Genomic DNA, 21,021 nt, shown 5'->3' with positions numbered 1-21,021 from the left:
CCGCTGGCCGGCTCCACGTGCCCCCAAAGCGCTCATGAGGAGCCGGCCAGCGGCCGGCACTACCGCCGAGCGCGCGAAATCGATGGAAGCGCCGTAAAATAGCCCCATGAGCACCCCCACCTTCCCGTACGACACCGCGCGCCTGAGCGAACTTGCCCAGCTGCTGATCGACAACGTCCGCGAGCTGGCCCACGCCGGCTGGACCCCGGCCACCAGCAGCAACTTCTCCCACCGGCTGGATGACCGCCATGCCGCGATCACCGTCTCCGGCAAGGACAAGGGCCGGCTGGTGGAGGACGACATCATGGTGGTGGATTTCGACGGCAAGGCCGTCGGCCGCCCGCTGCGCCCCTCCGCCGAGACCCTGCTGCACACCCAGCTGTACCGCCGTTTCCCGGAGATCGGCTGCGTGCTGCATACCCATTCGCCGGTGCAGACCATCGCCTCGCGGCTGTATGCGCCGCAGGGCCACATCCGGCTGGAAGGCTACGAGCTGCTGAAGGCCTTCCACGGCAACAGCACCCACGAGATGGCGGTCGATGTGCCGGTGTTCGCCAACACCCAGGACATGGACGTGCTCTCGGCCCAGGTCGATGCCCTGCTCGACACCCAGCCGCTGTGGGGCTACCTGATCGACGGCCACGGCCTGTACGCCTGGGGCCGCACCATGGCCGAGGCGCGCCGCCACATGGAAGCCTTCGAATTCCTGCTGCACTGTGAGCTGGAACTGCGCAAGCTGCGCGGCGGATCGCGCTCAGATTCCTGAAGAGAATCTGTATTCCGCGCTTCGGCATCAGTGCGTCGCCCCCACCCCGGCGCCGCACTGGTACCCTTTCCTTCCCCTCTTCGCCTCGATGCCGCCGCCATGAGCCGACTCCGCATATTTGATGACACCGCCCCGGATGTCCCGCTGTTCGACAGCCGGGATGGCGAGGCGATCGCCGCCGAACTCAAGCCGATCGGCGTCACCTTCGAGCGCTGGCAGGCGGCCCACGAGGTCGCGCCGGGTGCCAGCCAGGACGAGGTCTTCGCCGCGTACAAGGTCGATATCGACCGGCTGGTTGCCACGCACGGCTTCAAGAGCGTGGACGTCGCGTCGATCGCACCGGACAACCCGAACCGCGCCGAGCTGCGCAAGAAGTTCCTGGACGAGCACTTCCACAAGGAAGACGAGGTCCGCTTCTTCGTCGCCGGCTCCGGGCTGTTCACCCTGCACGTGGACGGCAAGGTCTACGAGATCGAGTGCGTCAAGAACGACCTGATCGCCGTGCCCGATGGCATCACCCATTGGTTCGACATGGGCGAGGAGCCGAGCTTCGTGGCGATCCGCTTCTTCACCGAGCCGGATGGCTGGGTCGGCCATTTCACCGGCAGCGACATCGCCCAGACCTTCCCGCGTTACCACCCCGCACAGCACCAGGCCGACTGATCCATGCCGCATCCGACCGTCATCCTCACCGATATCGAGGGCACCACCAGCAGCATTTCGTTCGTCAAGAACGTGCTGTTCCCGTATGCGCGCAAGGCGCTGCCGGCGTTCGTCACCGCGCATGGCCAGGAGCCGCAGGTGCGCCGCTGGCTGGACGCGGTGGCGGTGGAGATCGGCGGCGCCTGCCAGGACAGCCTGATCGTGGAAACGCTGCAGGGCTGGATCGACCAGGACCGCAAGCACACCGCGCTCAAGGCGCTGCAGGGCATGATCTGGGAAGCCGGCTACCGCAACGGCGATTACAAGGCGCACTTCTATCCGGAAGTGGCCGCCGTGCTGAAGGGCTGGCATGCCGAGGGCAAGCCGCTGTACGTGTATTCGTCCGGTTCGGTCCCGTCGCAGAAGCTGTTTTTCGGCTTCAGCGAAGCCGGTGACCTGACGGGGCTGGTCTCGGGCTGGTTCGACACCGAAGTCGGCGGCAAGCGCGAGGCGGACAGCTACCGCCATATCGTGGATGCCATCGGCGTGCCTGCCGCGCAGATCCTGTTCCTGTCCGATGTGGTGGAAGAGCTGGATGCCGCCCGCGAGGCGGGCCTGCAGACCCGTCTGCTGGATCGCTTGGACGACTACCCGCTGCCACGCAGTGGTGAGGCCACGCATGGCCACGACCGCGTTGAGAATTTCCAGCAGATCACGCTGTAACCGGGTAGATCCACGCGGCTCCATGGGGCGCCAATCCAATGAACGCATCGCCATGCGGAGAGCGGCTGCCGCCGGGCACGTAGCATGATTCATGCGTGGATGCCTTCCGCGCGATTGCGGCACCCAGCCTCTTCATCCCCAAGCGATGGATAGCTGGTCCGGGCGGTGCAACGGGATGAGGACCGTTGTGCCGCCCGACGAGGTGGCTCGAACGCAATCCTCCTCCAGCGCCAGGGCGACGAACGGGTCCGTTCGGCTCAGCACCAGCAGCCAGATCAACCTATTGGTCGCGGCCTCGCTCACTGCGATGAAGCCATCTTCACCTGCGGCGCAGCACTCGCCACAGGTGATCAGCGTGTCTGTCGACAGCGTGATGGCACTCAGTATTGCCAGCCCCTCACAACCATGGGCGCCCACCTGCCACGCATCCGACGCCGGAATCCATGTCTTCTCCATCACCCCCGGGTGCTGCTCGGACGTTTCGAACAGGCAGTAAAATCCATTCGCGAAAGCAAGTGAATCCCGACGGGGATACGCTTCTTCCTGCCACCTGCTCTGGATGATGCGTTGGTCTGCTGCAAACACGTGCGTAGCCTGGTCAACGATACGTTGGAGAATAGCTCACGCACCGCACGCGCTGGCCAGGTCCGGCCGCTACAGGGCGGCGGATGTATCGACCAACGAGGTGAGCCTCAGCGCCTTCTGCAGCGTCGCCAGATCCGCATCCGCGCGCAGCCGGATCGTCACCGTCTCGCCCGGCACCAGGTCCAGTGCGTTGTCGTCGAGCGTGGCATCCAGCCCATCGAACGCGATCCACAGCGCACGCACCAGTGTGGGCGAGCGCAGCGTCAACACATAGCCGTCGCCGTCGGCGCGCAATGCGCTGTCGATGGCCGGCCGTGACAGCGCCACGGCCTTGGCCGGCACGAAATACACCACCTGCTGCGACAGCCGTTTCCCGCCGTCGAACAGCTCGACCACCGCCACGGTGCGGGTCGGATCGGCCCCCTTCAACAGGTCGGCATCGGCAAATCGCCCCACCTCCAACGCGGACAACGGCGGCAGGGCCGCGGCATGCCGCTGTTCACTGCGCAGCGTGCCATCGAGATCGATCACGCGCAGCCGCCATGTCGCCTGCAGGCCCTGCTGGCGATCATTGAGCAGACTCACCCGGGTGGTGCCGTCGTCGCGCAGCGCCGCCACCGCGTGGTCGGCGAAGAAGCGCCGGGCGTGGAAATGCAGCGCCTTCCAGCGTCCAGCGTAGTCGATGCTCGACCACGACGCCCCCGGCCACACATCGTTGAGCTGCCAGTACAGCGAACCCATCGTGTACGGCCGTGAGGCACGGTGATGCAGGGCGGCCAGCTGGATGCCGTCGGCCTGCATCACCTGGCTCAGGTACACGAATGCCGGGAAATCACGGGGCGTGCCGTACTCCTCCTCGATGTACTTGAGCAGGCGCTGGTTACCCTCGCCCGCCATGAATTTCTGGTGCGCACGCACCGTCGGGCTGTCGACCTGCTGTTCGGCGGCGGGAATGATGCCGTCCAGCGTGCGCAGCACCGGCCAGGCCTGCAGCCCGTACTCGGACATGAAACGTGGCGTTTCGCGCAGGTAGGCGGTCACCGGCAGCGCCGGATTGCCCCACACCTGCCAGTAGTGCTTGTCGCCGCGGGTGGAATCGTTGGCCTTTTCGTCCAGGTCGTTGCCCGGTGAGCTCGACCAGTACGGCACGCCCAGTCCCTCCTCGGCCACCACCTGGCGCAGATCATTGCCGAACAGGTCCACGTAGCCCTGCCAGACCTGCGCGGCGAACACGGGGTCCGCTGCCGTCAGGTCACGGCCGTGGCCCCAGTCCTTCCACGCGGTCTCTTCTTCGTTGTTGCCGCACCACAGCACCACGCTGGGGTGATGGCGCAGGCGCCGCACGTTGTCGCGCGCTTCGCCGACCACGTTTGCGCGGAACGCCGGATCGTAGCCGGGCTGCATGCCGCCCCCGAACATGAAGTCCTGCCAGACCAGCAGGCCCAGCTCATCGGCGATGTCGAAGAAGACATCGTCTTCGTAGTAACCGCCGCCCCAGTTGCGCAGCATGTTCATGTTGGCATCGCGTGCCGCGGTCAGCTCGCGCCGGATCCGCGCCTCGTCCACGCGCGCCGGGAACATGTCGAACGGAATCACGTTGGCGCCCTTGGCGAAGATCGGCACGCCGTTGATCACGAACGCGAAGCCCTGGCCACCGTTGCGGTCCGCCTCCCGCCGCAGTTCGACGGTGCGCAGGCCGGTGCGCTGCTCGATGCGGGACGCATCGGCGGTGCCCGGTGCCAGGGTGGCGCGCACGGTATAGCGCGCCTGCTCGCCCTGCCCGACCGGCCACCAGCGCCGCGGATTCTGCAGCGCCACCGGGATCGTGATGCGGTTGTCGCCCGCCTGCAGCATCGCCCTGCGGTCGATGCGCGCCACGCGCTTGCCGTCCGGATCGAGTACCTCCAGTTGCACCGCGGCGGTGCCCACCGCCGCACTCTCCACCTCGACCGCGATCTCGAGGTCCGCGCGGGCCGCATCCAGGGCACGCGTGTGCACGGCCACCGCGGTCAAGCGCTGCGCGTCCCAGCTCTCCAGCCGCACTGGCCGCCAGATGCCGGCGGTCACGTAACGCGGGCCCCAATCCCAGCCGAAGTGGTAGCCCGGCTTGCGCACGAAATTGCCGACCATCGCGTCTTTGGGTTCATCGCCATAGGGCGAGGGATAGTTGCCGGCGATCTTGTGCGGCATCGCCTGCACGTCCGGCAGCAGCGTGCGGATCGGCGAGCGCAGCACGATGCGCAGTTCATTGCCGCGGGCGCGCAACCGGCCGTCGACCCGCGCACGCCAGGTGCGATGGCTGTTGTTCGCCTGCAGCAGCGGCTGGCCGTTGAGGGTGACGGTCGCGAACGTATCCAGGCCTTCGAACGCCAGCTCGGCATGTGCGCGCGCCAGCGTCGCCGCATCCACATCGAACTGCGCACGGTATTCCCAGTCGGTGAGGCCGATCCACTGCAGCCCGGCCTCGGGGGCGCCAACGTAGGGATCGGGAATCTGACCCTGTGCCAGCAGGTCGGTATGCACCGCGCCAGGCACCTGCGCGGTGCGCCAGCCGGCCAACTGTGGATGGGCGCGCAGCTGGGCATCGCCGGGCAACAGGCGGAAGCTCCACTGGGCCTGCAGCGGCGCTGCAGTCACCGGCAGCACCCACGATCCCACCAGCAGCAACAGCAGCCAGCAGGCCGCACGGACGACACGGAAATGACGCATGGCAGCCTGCCTCGTTGTTGACCCGCTTATGCCGGCCGGCCGGGGGCCGGCACGTTCAGACATCCACTGGCGATCCGCCGATCAACGCACCGCGTTGAGCACTTCGTAGCAGGCGCCCATGGTGTGGTAATCGGTCTTGCCCGCCGGACTCTTTTCGTCGCTGTACTTGCGGTTGTCCGCATCCAGGATGCGATACCAGGCGCCATGGCGATGATCGATCATGTGCTGCCAGGCGTAGTCCCACACCCTGTCATACCAGTCCCAGTACACGGCGTCGCCGGTGCGCTTGGCCAGCAGCGCGGCGGTGGCCAGCGATTCGGCCTGCACCCAGAAATACTTGTCGTCATCGCAGACGCTGCCATCCGGCGCGAAGCCGTAATACAGCCCGCCGCGCCCGGCGTCCCAGCTGCGTTCCACCGCCACATCGAACAGATGCCGCGCCGTCGGTACCAGCCAGTCGGCCTGCACGTGGCGGTCCAGGATCAGCAGCAGCTTGGCCCACTCGGTCTGGTGGCCCGGCTGGAAGCCCCACGGACGGAACAGGTGCTTGGGGTCGTCGCGGTTGTAGTCCCAGTCGATCTGCCACTGGGTGTCGTAGTGCTCCCACACCAGGCCATCGCCCTGCGCCGCCTGGCGACGGGTCATGTGATCGGCCAGCAGCAGCGCGCGATCGAGATAGCGCTGCTCACCGCTCGCCTCGAACGCGGCCAGCATCGCCTCGCACATATGCATGTTGGCGTTCTGGCCACGGTAGTCGCTGAAGTGCCAGTCGGCGTCGGCTTCGTCCTTGTACAGGCCGAACGCCGGTTCCCAGAAGCGCGCTTCCAGCAGCTGCCAGGTCTCGTCCATCCACGACCGCGCTTCGCCGATCCCGGCCTTCAGCGCGCAGCTGTAGGCCAGCAGCACGAAGGCCACGCCATAGCAGTGGTTGGTGGCATCTTCGACCACGCCATCGCGCAGCGTCCACGCATAACCGCCGGTCGCCGGGTTGCGATGCACCTCGCGCAGGTAGTGCAGACCATGCTCGACCGCCGCCAGGTCCTCGGGCTTGCCGAATTCGCGGTAAGCCATCGCATGGTTGAACACGAAGCGGGTGCTGCTGACCAGATGACGGTGGCTGGCGTCATACACGCTGCCATCGTCACGGTAGTAATGGAAGAAGCCGCCGTTCGGGTCGATTTCATGCGGCTGGTAGAACGCCATCGTCTGCGCGATGTGGGCGCGCAGGAACGCGGGCGAGCGGAAGTCGGGGGTCGGCGGAACCGGCGTGGTCATGCGGCGTCATCCTGTTGTTGCTGCAGCAGTTGCTGGACTTCATGGAGGCTGGGCATCGCGGCGAAAGCGCCCTTGCGGGTCACGGCCAATGCACCGACGGCCGCGCCGAAGCGGATCGCCTCCACCAACCCGGCGGGGTCCTGGCAGAACGCGGCGAAACCGGCGCCGTCACCGCCGCGCTCGCCGATCCCGAACAGAAGGCCGCCGACGAAGGCATCGCCGGCCGCGGTCGAATCGACCGTGGTGACGCGGAAGCCGGTGAGCACGCCGTGGGCGTGGCGGGTATGCCAGCGGATCGGTGCGGCGCCGTCGGTGATCACCACCGCCTGGGCCTGCGCGGCGAGCAGGCGCTCGACCACCGCGGCATCACCGCCGGGCACCGAGGCCGCCAGGTACTCCAGTTCCTCACGCGAGAGCTTGACCAGGTCGGCCAGCGACAGCGCTTCCCACAGCCGCGGCAGCGGGTCGACACCGGTCGGCCACAGCGCCGGGCGCAGGTTGAGATCGAGGCTGACCATCGCACCGGCCTGGCGGGCGCGACGCATGCCCTCGAGCGTGGCATCGGCGATCTCCGCCTCGGTCAGGCTGTTGGAGCATACGTGGAAGCTGCGCGTACCGTCGAAGCAGTTCGGGTGGAAGTGCGCGCTGCGGAACAGCAGGTCAGCCGCCGGCGGGCGGTAGAAACTGAAACTACGCTCGCCGCTGGCATCTAGCGCTACGAACGCCAGCGCGGTCTTGGCCGCGTCGGTGCGCACGATGCAGTCGGTCGCCACGCCGGCACTGGCCAGGCTCTCGGCAAGGAAGTCGCCGAACATGTCCTGGCCGAGCATGCCGGCGAAATGGGTATCCGCACCGAGCCTTGCAGCCGCTACCGCGACGTTGGCCGGTGCGCCACCGGCGTACTGCAGGAAAGCACGCGGGGTGTCCGGGGTGGCCGGCGGTTGGGCAAGTAGATCGATCAAAATCTCGCCGAAACAAACAATCTTGGACATCGTGGCCTCAAGCTCCCTGGCGGAATCCGACGGCCGGGCGCGAACCTGACAGGCCGTAGAAGATGATGTAGCCGTAGCAGAGCAGCGGCAGGATGAAGGACTCATGCAGCCCGATGCTGTCGGCCAGCAGGCCCTGCAGGTACGGCACCACCGCGCCACCGACGATGGCCATGATCAGCAGGCTGGAGGCCTTGTTGGTCAGCGTGCCCAGGCGTTCGATGCTCAGCGCGAAGATGGTCGGGAACATGATGGAATTGAACAGACCCACCGCCACGATCGAATACAGCGCGACCTGCCCCTGGCTGAGCATGGTCAGCGCCAGCAGTGCGACGTTCATGCCCGCGAACAGCGTGAGCAGCACGCGCGGCGAGAACCGGGTCATGATCGCCGAGCCGGCGAAACGACCGATCATCGCCAGCGTCCAGTACGCCGAGACGTAATGGGTGGCTTCCTTCTCGGTGAAGCCGCCGATGTTGGGCAGCGACAGGTAGTTGACCAGGAAGCTGCCGATCGACACTTCCGCACCCACGTAGAAGAAGATCGCCAGCACGCCGAACAGCACGTGGCGATGGCGCAGCGCATCCATCAGGGTGTGCTTGCTGGTATCGGCCTGCTCGGTGGTTTCAGTCAGCGCCGGCAGGCGGAACAGATAGACGAACACCGCCAGCAGGAACAGCGCCACGGCCAGGCCCACGTACGGGCCCTGCACGGACTGCGCTTCCTGCACGCGGTAGGCGATCTGCTCGGCGGCCGGCAGCGCGCCGATCTCGTCGGCACTCTTGACCGTGTTGCCCAGGATCAGCAGCCCGCCGAAGATCGGCGCGATCGCGGTACCCAGCGAGTTCAGCGCCTGGGCCAGGGTCAGGCGGCTGGAGGCCGTCTGCTCCGGGCCAAGCAGCGCCACGTACGGGTTGGCCGCGACCTGCAGCACGGTGATGCCGGTGGCCAACACGAACAGGGCGCCCAGGAAGGCTTCATACACGCGCAGTTCGGCGGCCGGCCAGAAGCCAAGCGCACCGACCGCGGCAATCGCCAGGCCGGCGACGATGCCCTTCTTGTAGCCCAGATGCGCGACCAGCCGGCCGGCGGGGAGCGACATCAGGAAGTACGCACCGAAGAAGGTGAACTGCACCAGCATCGCGCGGGCGTAGTTCAGTTCGAACACCGCCTTCAGATGCGGGATCAGGATGTCGTTGAGGCAGGTGAGGAAGCCCCACATGAAGAAGATCGTGGTCGCCACGGCCAGCGCGACACGCGTGTTCACCACGGGCGCAGCGGAGGATGAGGATGGGAGGCGGGGCGTGGGAGAGATGGGCATTCAGGTACGCGCCTCAGTGCGCGAGCAGGTGATTGGGGGAACCATCAGACGGTCATCGCGCCACTGCTCTCGCGAACGCGGAGCTGGACCGGTGCGACGGTACGGGCCGGCGCAGCGTCGGGATGGTCCAGACGCAGCAACAGCAGTTCGGCTGCCTGCCGCCCGCGCTCGCGCGGGTTGACGGTCAGCGTGGTCAGCGGCGGCGATGCCACCGAGGCCTCGGAAATATCATCGAAACCGGTCACCGCGAAGTCGCGGCCCGGCTGCACGCCGCGCGAGGCCAGGCCCAGCATCAGGCCCAGTGCGACGCTGTCGTTGTAGCAGACCGCCGCGGTCGGCACGTCACCGAGCGCGAACAGCTCGCCGGTCCGCGCGGCCGCATCCAGGCGACTGGGCGAGGTTTCGATCAGCCACGCCGGCTGCACCGGCATGCCCGCCTCGACCAGCGCCTGCGCATACCCGGTACGACGCTGATGGCACGAACTGGACACCGCATGGCCGCCATAGAACGCGATGCGGCGGTGGCCCTGTTCGATCAGATGGCGGGTGGCCAGGTAGGCCCCCTGCTGGTTGTCCAGGGTCAGGAAGTCCCACTCGGCGCCGGGCAGTTCGCGGTTGAACAGCAGCACGTTGGCATGGCCGAGCACCTGCCGCAGCTGCCCGGTATCGCTGCCTTCGGCAGGCGACAGGATCAGCCCGGCCGGCATGTGCTCCATCAAAGTGGTCAGCACGGCCTGTTGCCGTTCCGGCGATTCACCGGTGCTGCCGAGCAGGGTCACGAAGCCCTTGCCGCCCAGCGCCTCGTCCACCCCGGAGGCGAATTCGGCGAAGAACGGGTTGGACAGGTCGTTGATGACCAGGGCCACGCTCGAGGACGTGCGCCGACGCAGGTTGGCCGCGCCGCGGTTGTACACGTAGCGCTGGCGCCGCAGTTCGGCCTCCACCTTGGCACGGGTGTCGACGTTCACCAGGGGACTGCCACGCAGCACCAGCGACACGGTCGCGCGCGACACGCCGATCGCTTCGGCGATGTCGGTCACGGTGACCGCGCGCGTGCCTTTGCCGGCGGGGGTGGCCTTGTCTTTCATCGGGTCGTCGGGTTCCTCAAGCAAGGTGCAAGCCTAAACGATCGCATTGGCCAGCGGTCCGCGCCCGTGCCGGCGGTCAGCCCCGGGGGGACGACCTCGGCGCAGGCGGGTGCGCCGCTCATTCCAGCACCGCGCCGGGGGTGGCGCAGAACGAGGCCGGCAGCGCCTCGGCCTGCGTGCCCCAGCCGTTCTCCGGAGCGGTGCTGCCCAGTGCGAACGAGATGGTGCCACCGCGCTGCAGCTGCGCCCAGTCCAGCCACACCGGCGCATGCGCGCGGCCGTCGACCTGGACGTTCTGGACATACTGCAACTGTCGGCCATCGGCGCCCGGGGCTTTCAGGGTCAACGTCCTGCCCTGGCCCAGATCGATCTCGGCACGGGCAAAGCGCGGCGTATGCAGCAGGAACTCGCCGCTGCCCGGCACCGCCGGATACAGGCCGAGCGCGCTGAACAGGTACCAGGCCGACATCGTGCCCAGGTCATCATTGCCGGTCACGCCGTTGGGGGCGTTGGTGAACAGCTGCTGCGCGGCACGGACCACGGTCGCGGTCTTCCACGGCTGGCCGATCAGCGTGTACATCCACGGCGCGTGCAGGTCCGGCTCGTTGTTCGGGTTGTAGCGGTACTGGTTGTAATAGCTGTAGGGCCCGACCACCCATTCCTTGCGCGCGGCGGTCAGCGGCGACTTCAGGAGTGCGTCATAGGCGAAGAACGTATCCAGACGGCGGGCCGCCTGCTCACGACCGTGCATGGCCTGGACCAGGCCGGGCACGTCCTGCTGCGCCAGCCACTGGTACTGCCACGCGGTGCCTTCATGGAAACCATGGTGCGAGCGCGGGCTGTACTTGCCGTCGGCGGGCAGGTACCACGCGCCATCTTCCATGCGCGGACGCGGGAAACCGTTGAAGTCGCCCTCCTCGTCCCGCACCGACGGGTCCCACACCTTGTGCCAGTTGCGGCCGCGCTCGCGCAGCACGCCGGCATCGGCGGCATGCCCGAGGCCATCGGCCATCTGTGCCAGCGCGCAGTCGGCCAGCGCGTATTCCAGCGTCGCCGAGCCACCGTGGTGCGGATCCACGTCCATGCCCTTGGAGGGGAACGCGCGGTCGTACTGCACGTAGCCGTTGGCCAGGTAGCTAGGGTTGCCCGAACGGCCCGCATGACGGGAGTTCATCGGCGGCACCTCGAACGCGTTCTTGCGCAGCGCGGTATAAGCCTCGCCTTCTCGGCCGGCGAGCGCGCCGAAGCGCCACAGGTCCACCAGGAACGGCGTGACCGGATCACCCGTCATGATGTTGGTTTCGAAGTTGGCATAGCCCCAACGCGGCAGCCAGCCGCCCTGCGCTTCGATGGCCAGCAGGGTCCGGCCGATATCGCGCGCGACCTCCGGCTTGGTCAGCGCCAGCCACTGGTTCTGTGCGCGGTAGGTATCCCACAGCGAGAAGTACTCGTAGTAGGTCCAGCCTTCGGCACGATGGATGGCGTCATCGTAGCCACGGTAGCGGCCATCGGCATCGCTGCCGGTCAGCGGCTGCAGCAGCGCGTGGTACAGCGCGGTGTACAGCACGGTGCGGTCATCGGTGCTGCCGCCCTGTACGCGCACCGCCGCCAGTTCCTTGCGCCACTGCTGCTGCGCCAGCTGGCGCATCTGGTCGAAGCCGAGCAGGCGCTCGCCCTGCATGCCATCGCTGCGCAGGTTGGCACGCGCGCCTTCGGCATCCACGTGCGAGATCGCGCTGACCGCGGTCACGGCGCGGCCCTTGGCCAGGTCGAAGCTGAGCCAAGCGCCGCTGGGTTTGAGTTCGCCTTCCATGCCATGGCGTGCGCCCGGCAGGCCGCCGCCCTCGCCCCAGGTACCGAACGCCTTGAACGGGCGATCGAACTCGATGCGGAACCAGGTGGTGTACTGATGCCCACCGCAGAAGCTCTTGGTGACCAGCTTGCCTTCCACGGCACGGTCGCCGACCACGTCGACCACGCTGCCGATCACCGAATGGCGCTCGTTGGCCTGGCCAAGGTTGACCAGCACGTGGCCGGTCGTCGCATCCGCGGCGAAGGTGTAGCGCTCGGCCGCGGCGCGGGTGCGCGCGGTGGCCTCGGCATCGATGCCGCCGTAATTGGTCAGGCGCACCTTGTAGTAGCCGGCCTGGCCGACTTCACCGTCATGGGTGTAGCTGGAAGCGTAGCGCTTGTGGTCGAAGCTCTTGGCGTCGTCGGTGTTGAAGTCACCGCCCGGGCCGATGCTGCCGGTCACCGGCAGGACCGAAACCTGGCCGCCCTGCTCCCAGCAGCCCGCGCCGGACAGGAAGGAGTGGCCGAAGCCGCGGATCTTGGGATCGTCGTAGCGCCAGCCGGCGTAGTGCTCGCCGATCGGGCTGACCTGGATCAGGCCGAACGGCGCCGAGGCGCCCGGGAACGTATTGCCATCGTCCTTGCTGCCGATGAAGGTGTTGACCTCACGCTCCAGTGCAGCGGGCGCGGCCTGCAGCAACAACGGCGCGCAGCTCAGCGCCAGCAGGCAGGCCAGGCCGGCCAGCGGGCGGCGGCGGGCCGGGACGGCATGGGCGGCGGGAACAACGGAAGGACAGTTGGAAAAACGGGTCACGGACACGGGCTCCTTGGCGGACGTGGCGGCAGCGCGAACCTTTGGCGGTGGGCGCCGCGGGTTCCCCTGGACTGGGCGACCCAATCCACACCCGGTGAATTTAGATCGATTTAAGTAAAGCACGGGAATTTCAGGCGATGCATTCTGCGCTGCAACATGGTCCTGCCCGAGGCGGCCATTCACTGCCCATGCGGCTGCGCACTCTCACCTGGGCAACCCGGGTGGGAACTCCGATTCATGGTCAGCGGCCCACCCACCGGGCGGGGGCGGTCCGGCCTGTGCCGCCGGGATCGTGCCCTCGCCAAGCGAAAGCTGCCCGGGAATCCATATTGCGGAGCAGCATGCTTCGCCCGCGCGGTCGTGCTAAAAATCCCCCGCCAATCGTTTAGATCGATCCAACTTAAAACGGTCACGATTGCCGGAAGTGGGGAGCCGGGGGACTGCCCCACGCGATGCATGCGGGACGCGCCAGGCAACTCGATGCTCTGGAAAATGGGCTTCAAACATTAGATCGATTCAAAGAATTCGTATCGCCACCGTTTCAATCCAGGAGAGGGAGAGAGTGGAATGAAGATGTCACGCATGCACCGCCGCGTTACGTTGTCCGCGGCCATCGCAAGCGCCTTGGCCGCGGCCGTCGTGCCCGCCAGCGCGTTCGCGCAACAAGCGACCCCGGCCGCGACCGGTACCCCTGATGCAACCACGCTCGACAGCGTGACCGTCACCGGCTACCGCTACGCCATCGAAAAGAGCCTGCAGCAGAAGCGCGACGCCAACGCCGTGGTCGAAGTGATCACCGCCGAGGACGTGGGCAAGTTCCCCGACAAGAACGTTGCCGACGCGCTGCAGCGCGTGCCCGGCGTGGTGATCACGCGCAGCGGCGGCGAAGGCAAGAGCGTCAGCGTGCGCGGCCTCGCGCCCGACCTGACCCTCACCCAGTTGAACGGCAATTACGTCGCCACCTCGGAGACCAACAACGAGGCGTCGCGTTCGTTCAACTACACGCTGCTGCCCTCGAACATGCTGTCCAGCGCGGAGCTGTTCAAGTCGCCGGAAGCGCGCATCGACGAAGGCGGCATCGGCGGCACGGTGATCCTGCACACCCGCCGCCCGCTCGACATGGAGGCCAACTCCGGGTACGTGAACCTGGAAGGCACCTCGTCGGACACCAGCCACGACATCGATCCGCAGGCCTCGGCGCTCTACTCCTGGCACAGCAAGGACGAACGCTTCGGTGTGCTGGTGGGCGTGACGCAGCAGAAGCGCACCAGCCGCACCATGGAAGCCAGCACCGAGGACTATCAGTGGTATGGCGCCGGCGACGCGCGTGATGCCAACGGCAATGCGCTGCCGCAGGATGGCATCCACTACTGGTGGGGGCAGTCCGGTTTCAACAACCAGACCGGCGGCAACTACAGCGACTTCTTCATGCCGACCTCGGTGAACTTCGCCGTGAAGGAAGAGAAGCGCGAGCGCAAGGGCGGCCAGCTGACCTTCCAGTTCAAGCCGCTGGACAACCTGACCCTGACCGCCAACTACTTCCGCTTCGAGCTGCAGGGGGACTACACCCAGAACATGCTCAAGGTGCCGGAGTGGAGCATGGCCCGCTACAACGGCGACGGTAACTGGGCCGGCGGGCGGCTGCTCAACGGGCTCGACTTCGATCCCAGCGGCAGCATCGTGACCGGCGCGCAGTTCGAGAAGCTGCCGGGCAAGGCCTACATCTGCAGCGAAGAGCAGGCCGCAGCGGCCGGCCTGGCGCCGGGCGGCTGGGGTCCGGACGATTGCACCCTGCCCACCCCGCAGCTGACCGGCGGCTACAGCAAGGAGAAGGCGCTGTCGCAGACCGCCGACCTGTCCGTCGAGTGGGACATCAGCCCGTTGTGGAAGGCGTCGTTCACCGGCGGCCGCACGTGGTCCGAAGGCGGCCCGTCGATGAACTTCCGCATGTCCGCCAAGCCGCGCCGCAAGGTCGGTGCGGATTACCTGTCGGGCAATCAGTACACCGCGTGGGACCTGACCGGCACGCCGTCGGTCCAGTTCTCGCCGGACCTGCAGCAGCAGCTGATGGCCGGTATCGCCGAAGTCGACACCGGCTCGACCGACTCGTCGTGGATGCAGACCGAAGTCGAACAGAACTACTTCCAGGCCGACTTCACCAAGCTGTTCGAAACGGGCTGGCTGGACTCGATCCAGTTCGGCACCAAGTACCGTGACGGCAAGGTCCACCGCAACACCGGCAACACCTACTGGGTGTGCCAGGGCCTGGACCCGTCCGACTACGACAACAACCGCTACCAGGCCGGTTGCGATTCGACCGCCGGCGATGCGCAGCCGGGCTTCTTCCTGTCCAACCCGATCAGCAACATCGCGGGCGGCTTCAACGCCAACGTGTTCCCGGGCATCAACTACCCGGCCTACATCAATTACCTCAACCAGACCTACGGCGGCTCGCACAACCGTACCGAAGAAGACTTCGTCTACGACGTCAACGAGAAGATCTACTCCGGCTACTTCCAGGCCAACTTCCGTACCGAACGCCTGCGCGGCAACGTCGGCGTGCGCGTGGTGCGTACCGAGCAGTTCGCCCAGTCCAGCGATTCGGTCGAGCGCTTCAACGATTACTTCGTCGACAACGCCAACGGCTCGCCGATGAGCTGCGATGATCCGGCCGCGGATCCGACCCTGCGCTGCCAGGGCGGCTTCGTGCGCCTGCCGGACAACCAGGTCCGCGACAAGGTCTACACGCTCAGCTCGCTCGACAAGACCTATACCGACTTCCTGCCGAGCTTCAACATCGCCTGGGACATCACCGACAGCCTGGTGCTGCGCGGTGCAGCGTCGAAGGTCATCGCACGTCCGGGCTATACCAGCATCGCCTACCCGGGCGGCCTGAACTACATCAGCGAGGAGTACAGCAACGACCGCCGCGTCGCCGGCGGTACCGATACCCCCGGCTGGTACGGCTCCGGCAGCAACAAGAACCTGGAACCCTTCAAGGCCATCCAGTTCGACCTCGGCGTGGAGTGGTACTTCAAGCCGGGCTCCGCTGCGGGCGTGGCGCTGTTCCGCAAGAACGTGGACAACTTCACGGTGCCGGTGGTGCGCGACCAGCAGATGACGGTCGGCGGCCAGACGGTCACCGTGCAGAAGTACGCCACGGAAGCCAACGGTCGTGATGGTGTTTCGCAGGGCGTGGAAGTGTACGGTCAGTACACCTTCGACATGGGCTTCGGCGTACAGGCCAACTACACCTACAACGACACCAACCTCGCCTCGATCGTGCTGGATGGCGAAGAAATCGGCGCGTCGCCGCTGGTGGGCAGCGCCAAGAACCAGGCCAACGTCACGATCTTCTACGAGAACGACACGATCCTGGCCCGCGCTTCGTACAACCGCCGTGGCGAAGTGGTGGGCGGCCTGAACAACGGCCTGACCACCTACACCAAGCCCTACGACCAGCTCGACCTCAACGTGGCGTACAACATCACCCCGGACTGGACGGTCACCGCCTCGGTGCTGAACGCCACCAAGTCCGAGCTGCGGAGCTACATCGGCGGTGACAGCGAAGCTCGCCTGCTGTCCAACATCTACGCCGGCCGCCAGCTGTACTTCGGCGTGAACTGGAAGTTCTAAGCATCACCCGTCCCGCCTCCAGGCGGGGCAACGGTCCTCCACGGCAGCTGCGCTTTTACAGGCGGCTGCCGTTTTTTTTAACGGCGTTTTTCTTAACAGGGACGGAGGTAGTTAATTGCGGCCATGCATCACGGATTAACTACCTCCGTCCCTATTATCAAGCGCCGCGCGCAGTGCTCTGACGTGCGCTGTGTCGGTCACGCTCCAGTCCGGCGACAACCCGGTCAACGCGGGATTGTGGTGACGCATTGCCGACGGCTGCGTCGTCTTCGCGGAGGCGTGCAGTTCAACGCACCCGCTGCGGTCGGCCATCTCGATGACGTTGTCCGCAGTGATCCCCGCGCCGGCCATCAGCGAAATCCGGTCACCGGCCTGCGCGACCAGCCCCCCCAGGACATCGGCACCGGCCAGGGCACTGGCCTGCCCGCCCGAACTCAGGATGCGCTGGCAGCCCAGCGTCACGATCTGCTCCAGCGCTGCCGGCAGATCACGCGCGGCATCGAACGCACGGTGGAAGGTGATGCCGAGCGGGCCTGCCGCGGCCACCAGTTCACGGCACAACGCCATGTCGATGCCACCGTCGGCATCCAGGGCGCCGATCACCACGCCATCGCAGCCGAGCGCACGGCAGTACGCGATGTCGCGCAGCATGATCTCGGTCTCCAGCCCGGTGTAAAGAAAATCGCCGGGACGCGGCCGGATCAGCACGAACAACGGAATCTGCAGGCGGTCCCGAGCGACCGCGATGCTGCCTTGCGACGGCGTGGTACCGCCCTCGGCAAGGTTGTCGAACAGCTCGATCCGGTCCGCGCCGCCCTGCTGGGCGGCCAATGCGGAGGCCACCGAATTCGAGGCGATCTCCAGCAGCCGCCGCCGCGCGCTCACGCCTGCTCGCTCGTGTAGACCGAAGCGGAATCGCGCAGATTGTCCTGCCGGTCCTTGTCGCAGACTGCATAGACGAAGCCGCGATGCAGCGCGTAGGCGCCGACCTCACCGCGCTTGTTCAACGCGAGGAAGCACACCTGCAGCGTCTTGCTTGCCTCAGGGCGCTTGCGCACCACCCGGGCGATCGCCTCGCGGCAGGCCTCGGCCGGTGATCGGCCCTGGCGCATCAGCTCGACCACCAGGAACGAGGCGGCATTGCGGATCATTTCCTCACCGACGCCCGAGGCGGTCGCCGCACCCACCTCGTTGTCCACGTACAGGCCCGCACCGATGATGGGGCTGTCGCCGACGCGGCCGTGCATCTTCCACGCCATGCCACTGGTGGTGCAGGCACCGGCCAGGCGCCCTTGGGCATCGATGGCGAGCATGCCCAGCGTGTCGTGGTTGCTGCTGTCGCCGGGGCGGCTGCGTCGCTCGGCATTGATCTCGGGGGTGTACTGCGCGGTCTTGAGCCACTCACGCCACGCCTTCTCGGCTTCCGGGGTGAGCAGCTTCTTGCGTTCGAAACCCTGCTCCACCGCGAACTGCTGCGCCCCCTCGCCCACCAGCATCACGTGCGGGGTCTGTTCCATCACCCGCCGCGCCACCGAGACCGGGTGGGCGATATCGCTGAGCGCCGCCACCGAACCACAGCGGCCATCGCCGTCCATGATGCTGGCGTCCAGGCTCAGCACCCCATCGCGATCCGGATTGCCACAGCGCCCGACCGTGGGGTTGCACAGGTCGCTCTCGGCCCAGCGTGCGCCGGCTTCCACCGCATCAAGCGCGGAACCGCCGGCCGACAGCGTTTTCCAGGCCACCTGGTTGGCCCCTACGCCGAAATCCCAGGTGGACACGACGCGCGCGCCGGTGGCGGTGCGTGCCTGCAGCGTCGGCAGCGCGAGGGCGCCGGCCGCCAGGGCACTGGCCTGGAGAAATCGCCTGCGGTCAGTCATGGGTACGTCTCCAGTTATCGGACAATGGAAGAACTACGCGACGATACAGCGATGCTCCGCATGCCAGACCGCCGCGCCGAGCACGCCGAGTTCGCCGTGGTCCACGCGCCAGATCGGCACTTGGCGGAGCACGTCCTGCATCACGCCCTTGGCCAGGAAGCGCTCGCGGAAGCGGCCATCGCGCAGGAAGCGGTCCACACGCGTGGAGATGCCGCCGGCCAGATAGACCGAGCGCGCGCCGAAGGTGGTGGCCAGATCGCCGGCCAGACTGCCCAGCCAGGCGCAGAACACCTCCAGCGTCTCGACCGCAAGCGGATCGTCGCCTTCGTGCGCGGCCGCGATCAGGGCTTCGGTGCTGGTCCAGTGTGGGGTGACGCCACGGATATCGCATAGGCAGGGATACAGGTTCATCAGGCCGCCCCCGGACAGCACGCGCTCGTTGTCCACGTGCTCCCAGCGCTGCAGCAGGCGTGAGAGCACCTCCAGTTCCAGCGGATTGCAGGCGTTCAATGCGGCATGGCCAGCTTCGCTGGCCAGCACCGGACGCTCGCCGCCCTCGAAACGCAGCGCCGCGCCCAGGCCGGTGCCCGGGCCCAGTACCAGCGCCGGCCATCGCGGGCCCACGTCGGGTTCGCCGTTGAGGGCCACCATGGTTTCCGGCGCCACGTGCGGGATCGCATAGGCGACCGCTTCGAAATCGTTGATCAGCGCCAGCGACACCAGCCCCGAATCGTGACGGGTCTGCGCGACCGACACCGGCCACGGCAGATTGGTGTTGACCAGATGATCGCCGTCCAGCAGCCCCGCGATCGCGACCACGGCACTGTCCGGCGCTGCGGGCAGGCTGGCGATGAAGTCGGCCAGGATCGCGGCCAGGCCGGGGTGATCAGCGCAGGCATAACGCCGCAGGCCGCTCAGCCGGGGCGCAGCGCCCGCGCACACGGTGGCCAGCGCGACGCGGGCGAACGTGCCGCCGACATCGGCCACGATCAGCGTGTCAGAGTGGGAATCCCGCGGGGCCGCCGTCCGCGACACCTCAGGTTGAGCCGGAACCGGTACCGCTGCGCTCACTCGCTTGCCTTGGTTGAATCGATTGAATCCCGGCGATTCTCAGGCATCGCCGGGGGAATGCAAAGCCACGCCTGCCATACAGCGCCGTACTGAAACGACTGCGGCGTGATCAGGGCTTGGCGGTCTGCAGGCGGTAGCTGGTGCTGGCCATCGCGGTCGGGCCATCGCCCTGCACTGCACGCACTTCCACCTTGTGCTCCCCCACGGTAAGGTGGGTGGGGAGCGCGCCGCGCCACAGGTGCGGCGACGGCGTGGCTTCCGGCGAACGGTCGAAACCGCGCAGGCGCTCGGCGGTATCGTCGGCGACATTTTCCTGCAGCAGGCGCGGATCCGACTGTTCGACGCGCTTCATCGGCTGCCATGCGCCGTCGTCCACGCGGTACTCCACCAGCGAATCGGCCTGGCCCATGAACACGTTGGCGTACACGCCCCAGGCCGGGTACGCGCCCTGGCGCAGCACCTTCGGCGCGTGCAGGGCGATCTGATAATCGTCGGGTGCGCGCGCCACGTAATAGCGCAGGCCATAGTCACCACCGGGCTTGACCGAGAGCACCGCATAGCCGTTCGGGGTGCCATCGCTCATGGTTGCATCGGGGATGCCGCTGCTGTCCTTCACGCCCGACCAGAACGCCCCGCAGGCCGCGCCCACGTTGTACTCGTGCAGCGGCCTGCTGCCCTGCCAGCCTTCGGCGGCACCGTGGTAGTAGTGCTGTTGGGTGTGGCTATGGCCGCTGAGCACCAGCACGTTCGGGAAGTCCTTGAGCAGCGCGAACAGCCGCGCGCGGTCGGCATGGCGGAACGTCTCGCGGCCCGGCGCCGCATCGAACAGCGGGATGTGCATGCCGAGCACGATCAGCCGATCACGCGGCAGGCCCTTCAGATAGTTGCCGAGGAAGGTGAACTGGTCCGCGCGCAGGCCGCCGACGTAGCTCGGCTTGGCCTTGGGGTCGTAGACCACGTCATCGAGGAAGACGAAGCTCGCCCCGCCCTCTTCCACCGCGTAGGTATCCGGGCCGTACACGGCGCGCCAGCTGTCCAGCGAATGCGCGTCGTTGCCGGCATCCATGTCCAGGTCGTGGTTGCCCGGCACGTGGAACCACGGCACCTGCAGCTGCGCGGTGACCTTGTTGATGTCCGGGTAAAGGCTCAGATCGTCATTGACGATATCGCCCAGGGTGGTGCCCAGCCGCGCCGGATGCTTGCCGATGATCGGATCGACGATGGCGCGCTGGTAGTAGCCGATGTCCTGGCGGCTGGCGGTCTGCGAATCGGTGAAGACCAGCATCTCGAAGCCGTTGCGCGCCGCGTCCGTGCCCTTGGCCGGTTGCAGCGCGAAATCCCAGTTGCGGGTCGCGCCGCCGGTGGCGTGGATGCCGTCGTATTTCAGCTTCGGCGAGCCCTGCGGCGCATAGTGGCGCCAGTACGAGGGCAGCCCATTGGCGGCGGCCGGGAAGCGGTACTCGTCCGGCTTGATCACGAACACGGTCTGGCCCTCGCGTACTGGCAGGCTGTAGCTGCCATCGGCGGCGGTGCGCACGATCGTTTCGCCGTTGGACACCTGCACACCGGCCAGGCCAGGATCGGTCGGCCCGCGCCCCGGCTTGCCGTCGCGCTCCTGATAGACCTTGCCGGTAATCGTCGTGCCGGCAGCCCAGGCAGGCGAAGTCATCAACAGCAGGCAAGCCAGCCAGGCGGCAGTACGGGTCATCGAGGGCGGTCCGATCGGGGGTG

At 67.0% G+C, this 21,021-nt stretch carries 15 protein-coding genes; 4 read left to right on the top strand and 11 right to left on the bottom strand.

Annotation, left to right across the window (positions count from 1 at the left end):
* Nucleotides 1-106: 106 nt before the first annotated feature.
* The 3 genes from ABE434_RS05195 (at nucleotide 107) to mtnC (ending at nucleotide 2,131) form a co-directional block, all read left to right on the top strand.
* Entirely contained in the window at nucleotides 107-766 is a 660-nt protein-coding gene (locus ABE434_RS05195) for a methylthioribulose 1-phosphate dehydratase (RefSeq protein ID WP_179459065.1), read from the top strand.
* A gap of 99 nt (nucleotides 767-865) precedes the next feature.
* On the top strand, nucleotides 866-1,429 hold the full coding sequence (locus tag ABE434_RS05190) for an acireductone dioxygenase (RefSeq protein ID WP_346470538.1): 564 nt from the start codon (nucleotides 866-868) through the stop codon (nucleotides 1,427-1,429).
* Nucleotides 1,430-1,432: 3 nt separating this feature from the next.
* Nucleotides 1,433-2,131, top strand: coding sequence for an acireductone synthase (gene mtnC / locus ABE434_RS05185; RefSeq protein ID WP_346478077.1), 699 nt, complete (start codon nucleotides 1,433-1,435; stop codon nucleotides 2,129-2,131).
* Nucleotides 2,132-2,263: 132 nt separating this feature from the next.
* Here the strand turns inward: mtnC and ABE434_RS05180 are convergent, their stop codons facing one another.
* The 7 genes from ABE434_RS05180 to ABE434_RS05150 form a co-directional block, all read right to left on the bottom strand.
* Nucleotides 2,264-2,716 carry a hypothetical protein gene (locus ABE434_RS05180; protein ID WP_346478076.1) on the bottom strand — a complete coding sequence of 151 codons (453 nt, stop codon included), beginning with the start codon at nucleotides 2,714-2,716 and terminating at the stop codon, nucleotides 2,264-2,266.
* Between the two features lie 69 nt (nucleotides 2,717-2,785).
* On the bottom strand, nucleotides 2,786-5,425 hold the full coding sequence (locus ABE434_RS05175; RefSeq protein WP_346478075.1) for a glycoside hydrolase family 2 protein: 2,640 nt from the start codon (nucleotides 5,423-5,425) through the stop codon (nucleotides 2,786-2,788).
* 81 nt (nucleotides 5,426-5,506) lie between these two features.
* A complete protein-coding gene (locus ABE434_RS05170) occupies nucleotides 5,507-6,700 on the bottom strand; it encodes an AGE family epimerase/isomerase (RefSeq protein ID WP_346478074.1) in 1,194 nt (397 codons plus the stop codon).
* Nucleotides 6,697-7,692: a carbohydrate kinase gene (locus ABE434_RS05165; RefSeq protein WP_346478073.1), complete on the bottom strand. Its 996-nt coding sequence runs from the start codon at nucleotides 7,690-7,692 to the stop codon at nucleotides 6,697-6,699. The genes ABE434_RS05170 and ABE434_RS05165 overlap by 4 nt, the downstream gene beginning before the upstream one ends.
* 7 nt (nucleotides 7,693-7,699) lie before the next feature.
* Entirely contained in the window at nucleotides 7,700-9,010 is a 1,311-nt protein-coding gene (gene fucP, locus ABE434_RS05160) for an L-fucose:H+ symporter permease (protein ID WP_346478072.1), read from the bottom strand.
* Nucleotides 9,011-9,054: 44 nt separating this feature from the next.
* The gene (locus ABE434_RS05155; protein ID WP_176989885.1) at nucleotides 9,055-10,098 is read right to left on the bottom strand and encodes a LacI family DNA-binding transcriptional regulator; all 1,044 of its coding nucleotides are present in this window, start codon (nucleotides 10,096-10,098) and stop codon (nucleotides 9,055-9,057) included.
* A gap of 118 nt (nucleotides 10,099-10,216) precedes the next feature.
* Entirely contained in the window at nucleotides 10,217-12,616 is a 2,400-nt protein-coding gene (locus tag ABE434_RS05150; RefSeq protein WP_346478081.1) for a GH92 family glycosyl hydrolase, read from the bottom strand.
* 654 nt (nucleotides 12,617-13,270) lie between these two features.
* Here ABE434_RS05150 and ABE434_RS05145 point away from each other — a divergent pair.
* On the top strand, nucleotides 13,271-16,339 hold the full coding sequence (locus ABE434_RS05145) for a TonB-dependent receptor (RefSeq protein ID WP_346478071.1): 3,069 nt from the start codon (nucleotides 13,271-13,273) through the stop codon (nucleotides 16,337-16,339).
* A gap of 135 nt (nucleotides 16,340-16,474) precedes the next feature.
* Here ABE434_RS05145 and ABE434_RS05140 read toward each other — a convergent pair whose 3' ends face one another.
* From ABE434_RS05140 to ABE434_RS05125, 4 genes are all read right to left on the bottom strand, one after another.
* A complete protein-coding gene (locus tag ABE434_RS05140; protein ID WP_346478070.1) occupies nucleotides 16,475-17,224 on the bottom strand; it encodes a copper homeostasis protein CutC in 750 nt (249 codons plus the stop codon).
* A complete protein-coding gene (locus tag ABE434_RS05135) occupies nucleotides 17,221-18,219 on the bottom strand; it encodes a N(4)-(beta-N-acetylglucosaminyl)-L-asparaginase (RefSeq protein ID WP_346478069.1) in 999 nt (332 codons plus the stop codon). Before ABE434_RS05135 ends, ABE434_RS05140 begins: the two co-directional genes overlap by 4 nt.
* A 33-nt stretch (nucleotides 18,220-18,252) precedes the next feature.
* On the bottom strand, nucleotides 18,253-19,254 hold the full coding sequence (locus ABE434_RS05130) for a glucokinase (RefSeq protein WP_346478068.1): 1,002 nt from the start codon (nucleotides 19,252-19,254) through the stop codon (nucleotides 18,253-18,255).
* Nucleotides 19,255-19,399: 145 nt separating this feature from the next.
* Nucleotides 19,400-20,998: a calcineurin-like phosphoesterase family protein gene (locus ABE434_RS05125; RefSeq protein WP_346478067.1), complete on the bottom strand. Its 1,599-nt coding sequence runs from the start codon at nucleotides 20,996-20,998 to the stop codon at nucleotides 19,400-19,402.
* Nucleotides 20,999-21,021 lie beyond the last annotated feature (23 nt).

The sequence above is a fragment of the Stenotrophomonas sp. TWI1183 genome (genome assembly GCF_039673115.1).
In the GTDB taxonomy this organism is placed as follows: Bacteria; Pseudomonadota; Gammaproteobacteria; order Xanthomonadales; family Xanthomonadaceae; genus Stenotrophomonas; species Stenotrophomonas maltophilia_AA.
The sequence above is the reverse complement of the archived record's forward strand: the minus strand, read 5'-3'. Positions and strand labels throughout refer to the sequence as shown.